The following is a 691-nucleotide window of genomic DNA, read 5'->3' on the forward strand; positions in this document are numbered from 1 at the left end:
CTGCAAGGACAACTCGACACTTGCAAGCTGCATGCCCATAACGCCGATGAGGAACTGGCCAACGCGGTGCGCGGTGCTGTCGGTGATGCGCCGATCAGCGCGGGCGCACCTGCGTCTGATGGCAGGCCAAAGACGTGGCAGGACATGCTGTTACCGGCCGGGCCGGCGACTGCGCAGCCTGGTGGGGATCCGGCGAAAGGCCCGCCGGTTCCTGACGACACCTACAAGCCGCCGTCGCTGCAAGACATGCTGCTCGGGCGCGGGCGGCCCGCCGAGCCGGCGCCGGCGGATCTGGTGAGCGGGCTCAAACCGCCCACGGTGCCGCCGCAGAAATTGGATCCCGCCGATATCGAGGCCTTCAAGGCGTTGGCGCGGCCAAGTTTGATCGCTGAGGGTGTGCCGCCGGATCAGATCGAGGCCAGGCTCAACGCTGCGGTCGCGAACACTCAGCGGTGGATGGATGCCGGCATGCCCAAGTACGTCGCGCCGCCGCCGCCGCGTGCGCCGGCTCCTGGGTTCGGCGATGGCTTCGGGGACCGCTGGAATTCGACCATCACCGGGATTCAAGACCTCGTTGGGGCAAACGGGGGCGACGCAATGGGCGATGCCTGGGGTGGCATGGCCAAGGGTCTAGCCGGAAAGGCCGAGGAGTACCTCACGCTGGGCCCGGTCGCCCCCATCGCCGACGCCG

General features: G+C 68.5%; 1 pseudogene. It reads left to right on the forward strand.

The annotated features are described in order from the left end of the window. Positions 1-691 (forward strand): annotated as a pseudogene (locus tag A5658_RS28475) (hypothetical protein); the annotation flags it as partial.

The organism is Mycobacterium sp. 1245111.1 (assembly GCF_001673405.1).
Lineage (GTDB): Bacteria > Actinomycetota > Actinomycetes > Mycobacteriales > Mycobacteriaceae > Mycobacterium.